Origin of the sequence: Piscirickettsia salmonis LF-89 = ATCC VR-1361, assembly GCF_000297215.2 — a bacterium.
Taxonomy (GTDB): domain Bacteria; phylum Pseudomonadota; class Gammaproteobacteria; order Piscirickettsiales; family Piscirickettsiaceae; genus Piscirickettsia; species Piscirickettsia salmonis.
In genome coordinates this window covers 1-4,159 of the sequence record NZ_AMFF02000179.1, presented here as the reverse complement: position 1 = coordinate 4,159, position 4,159 = coordinate 1, and the positions used below count along the sequence as shown (strand labels likewise).

The window sequence follows — 4,159 nt, the reverse complement described above, 5'->3', positions numbered from 1 at the left end:
GCTTGCTACAGACCTAACGGTCTTTCGCAACTCCGCTCTGCTAAAAACCCGAACCTACCTCGGCCTACTCACCCCGTGCTTAGCACTCCATGGCTCGCAGCGTTAGCAGCCTACTGTCTTCAGGAGAAGAAGCCATCGCTTAATATCCAGCGTAATCTATTGACCAGCTGAGTTATATCGAACTCACGTTAACCTAGTAACATCCAAAAAATTAAGAACCAGCTAGATTGACTATAATAAAAGTTAAGGATTGTTAAGGGTTAGTGCACAAAACTAACCAAGAGGCGACTTACATGTCAGGCGTATTAGATACTGTAGACCAACGAACCAACCTCGTTGGCCAAAATCGACTTGAAATTCTGACATTTCGCTTACTTTCAGGCCCCAAATTTGCTATTAATGTTTTTAAAGTCCAAGAAGTTTTAGTCTGCCCAAAGCTTACCCGCTTCCCTAAAAGCAACTCATGCACGGTCGGTATTGCCCATATTCGCGGCGTTACCATGCCCATCATTGACCTTAGCAAAATGGTCGGTTTGGAGAGCACACCCGATGACAAAATCAGTGAAGGAGTACTTATCATCACTGAATACAACCGCTCCATTCAAGGCTTTCTTGTTCGCGAGGTCGACCGCATTATTAATTTAAACTGGGACTCAATCAGTCGCCCACCCAGTGGTATTGGCAGTGATAACTACTTAACAGCGGTCACCAAAGTTGACAATGAGCTGATTGAAATCCTTGATGTTGAGAAAGCACTGGCTGAACTACAAAGCGATGCCATCCACATTGATAAAGATATACTTAACAATGGGCTTACAGAAACTAAGCTCAACCCCAAAGTACTGATTGTTGATGACTCTATCACCGCTCGCATGCAAATCAAAAAAGTCGTTGAAAGCCTCAACCTTGATTATATAGAAGCAGTCAATGGTCGAGATGGCCTACAACGGCTACTCGAGCTGACCAATAAAAGCAATGCAATCACCGATGAAATTTTAATCGTTATCTCAGATGCTGAAATGCCAGAAATGGATGGCTATACATTCATTACTGAGATTCGCAATGATCCACGCTTTGAAAAACTTTATATTATTTTACACACGTCCATGAGTGGCTCATTCAATCAAAATATGGTTATCAAAGTCGGTGCGGATGGCTTTTTGGCAAAATTCCAGGCAACAAAGCTTGCGGAACTCCTGCAACAACGCATTAAAGTGTATAAAGAAGGCAATCATACCACCACAGTTCCCTCTTCTGCAGAACTTGCTGAAAATTACAAAAACAGCCAATCAGAAAATCCAAACAAATTCAAGCTAAACAACGATGAGATAATCGACATCGCCAGTGATATCGCTATAGAAGGATTACCCTCTGCTCCAACCTCGACCGCCCCCACAACTCAAAAAGAACCCTCAGAGCAGAAAAATCAGGTAAATAAAACACAGAAAGACCAGGATGAAGAAGAATATTTAAACCAGCTGTTAAAAGAAGTCAGAACAGAAAATAATAACAATAATGACAAATAAAAATAAAACCAACTGGCATTAAAATACAAGTCAGCTTAACTCACACTAAATCAATCATCTAATCAGCATGATTTTTCGATGCCAACAAGCCTCATTACTTTGGCCATTAAAGCATGAAAAATATACCCTCTGAATCAGTTAATTTATAGAGCGTTCTTTGTTAAGCTTGTCTAGTCATTTTTTTAACAGAGTAAATTTCAATGGCCACAATTACAATCAATAACGAACCCCTCTACTATCAAGATCAAGGGCAAGGCTTTCCACTACTCTTTGGTCATAGCTACTTATGGGACCATACCATGTGGTCACCACAAATACAGGCATTAAGCCAAAACTTTCGCTGCATTACTCCAGACCTCTGGGGTCATGGCCAATCTGGTTCCTTACCTAAAAATACCAAAACACTTACTGACCTTGCAGGTGAAATGCTCGCACTGATGGATGCACTGCACATTGATCAATTTACTGTGATTGGTTTGTCTGTCGGTGGCATGTGGGCAACCGAACTTGCGTTGCAAGCTCCTGAGCGCATCTTAGCACTCACTCTGATGGACACCTTTGTCGGTAAAGAGCCAGAATTATCATATCAGCAATATTTTGCCATGCTTGCCGCTATCGAACAGGCTCAAGCTATCCCAACCCCCTTATTAGATAAAATTGTCCCACTATTTTTCTCACCTAAAACATTTAAAACCCAACCTGATTTAATAGAAAACTTTCAAGCTCATCTGCAAAAACTATCCCCTGAAAAATTACAGTCTATTATTCCATTAGGGCGGATGATTTTTGGCCGTGAAGACCGCCTTAACAAGCTGACGAATATTCAAACTCCAACACTTATCATCACTGGGGAAGATGATATCCCAAGACCTGTCAGTGAAGGAAAACTGATGGCGGGAAAACTAGCTAATGCTTCTTTTATAACGATTGAGAACGCCGGTCATATTTCAACGCTAGAGCAACCTCAATATGTTAACGACGCACTATTTCAATTTTTACAGCCCTTAATTAATATCAATTGACTAAATAATCATTTCGATAATTATGACACACCCGCAAAGCGGGTGGCTTGATGGCTGTAAGTAGCTCCAAAGGTTAGCAGTATTAAAGTTCAATCTGTAATTTAAAAATTAGCCTTTCCATTAAAATCCAACCCCATCAATTGATCCTAATGTTTGATATACGCCTTAATTTGTCCTTCTTCAAAACCAACCGCTGATACCCCATGGTAACCCTCCATTAAAATTCCTCTTCTTACCTAAAAACTGTTATGACCTTCTAAAACCATGCTCTACCTCTGATTCGTTAAATAAAGCACCTAAAATTTCGTTATATTTCCATTAAAGAACTTTTTTCCTTTACCTTAGAAAAAACGCAATATGGTATTTGCAGTCCCACTTTGAATGGCTTAAAATCTCGTATAATGTTGTCATTTTTAATCTCCTGTGTAACCGTCAAATTCACGGAGTTATTATGGCAGAATCCATAGACCAAGGTTTGAGAGATTCACTATTCCAGCTAGCAGCCTATCTGTCAAAGACTTAAACAAGGGTAGTTATGGGGATCATTTCACTACAAATCAGCACAAAGCTCTTTTTTAAAATTCTGTATCATCTCGTTAGTCTCTTCTTGTGGCTGTCTAAAAAACAAAAATTTGGACTTTTCTTTATACGCACTTAAAGTGTAGGCCGCTCTTAATTTATCAGCATTTGTTATGCGATCATCAGTTAATACTTTATACAAACTCGCTATTCTGCCAGGAACATCATAGCTTTTTCCATCGACTTTGATAGAACGAAAAGTGCCCCACCAACCGAACTTAAAGCCCTGCCCCCCTTCACTCTTAGCCATTTGCTCTATTTTAGTGATCATCCTTTGAACTTTAGCACCTGCCCCAGCACTATCGTGGGTTTGGCTTTGTGAAAAGATAATAGATAAACTTACATCTCGCAGCTTGTAACAAACATTGCGCGTCTCTTTTTCTTTAGTTAGGTTTGTTATGATTGTTTCATCAAGTTTATTATTAAAATCTGCAAATACGCCATTTAGCGCAACTTGAAACTCCTCCCTAGCTTCAAACCCTCGCAAAGGCGCTAACTTTACAACTAAGTGTGCCACATGATCCCTCAAAAAATGCAAAGCCTCTAAAGCTGGGTTTCTGCGATATGAATAATAAAAATCATGATAACGCGCATTACTAAAAAGATAGCGAGAAAGACTTTCACAGTGAGCAATAAAAAGTCGGCTATGATTATCCAACATATTAAGCCCCTGCAAACATGCTTCTAAACGAGATAGACTGCGACCAATATCACCTGTTATTCGGCTCCCACTCAAACCTACAGAGATTAGCCGACTTTGCGGATATTCGTTTGCTGGCATTCCTTTAAGCCCCTACTTAAAATTATCATCCTAATAAATTTATTGGAGCTTAGAAACATGGAGTTTTGAATGATAACTCTCGCAAATATTTTTAGTTTTCAGTAAATATTTATACAATAACGCATTTACATGATTAATCTACTTCAGACTTAATTTTCACTACTTTTTTTTAAACAATTAATTATATGAACGAGCACTCAACTGTATATCACCTTCTCCTGTTGCAACAACTGTGTCACTCAGAACTTCGC

General features: G+C 39.4%; 3 protein-coding genes. 2 read left to right on the top strand and 1 reads right to left on the bottom strand.

Features of this window, described 5'->3' with window-relative positions; translation table 11 throughout:
• The first annotated feature begins 293 nt into the window (after positions 1–293).
• Both C200_RS12910 and C200_RS12905 read left to right on the top strand, forming a co-directional pair.
• On the top strand, positions 294–1,526 hold the full coding sequence (locus C200_RS12910) for a chemotaxis protein CheV (RefSeq protein ID WP_032126803.1): 1,233 nt from the start codon (positions 294–296) through the stop codon (positions 1,524–1,526).
• Positions 1,527–1,726: 200 nt separating this feature from the next.
• Complete coding sequence (locus tag C200_RS12905) at positions 1,727–2,548, top strand: alpha/beta fold hydrolase (RefSeq protein WP_016211764.1); 822 nt, start codon at positions 1,727–1,729, stop codon at positions 2,546–2,548.
• Between the two features lie 550 nt (positions 2,549–3,098).
• Here the strand turns inward: C200_RS12905 and C200_RS12900 are convergent.
• Positions 3,099–3,908, bottom strand: coding sequence for a hypothetical protein (locus C200_RS12900; protein WP_016211767.1), 810 nt, complete (start codon positions 3,906–3,908; stop codon positions 3,099–3,101).
• Positions 3,909–4,159 lie beyond the last annotated feature (251 nt).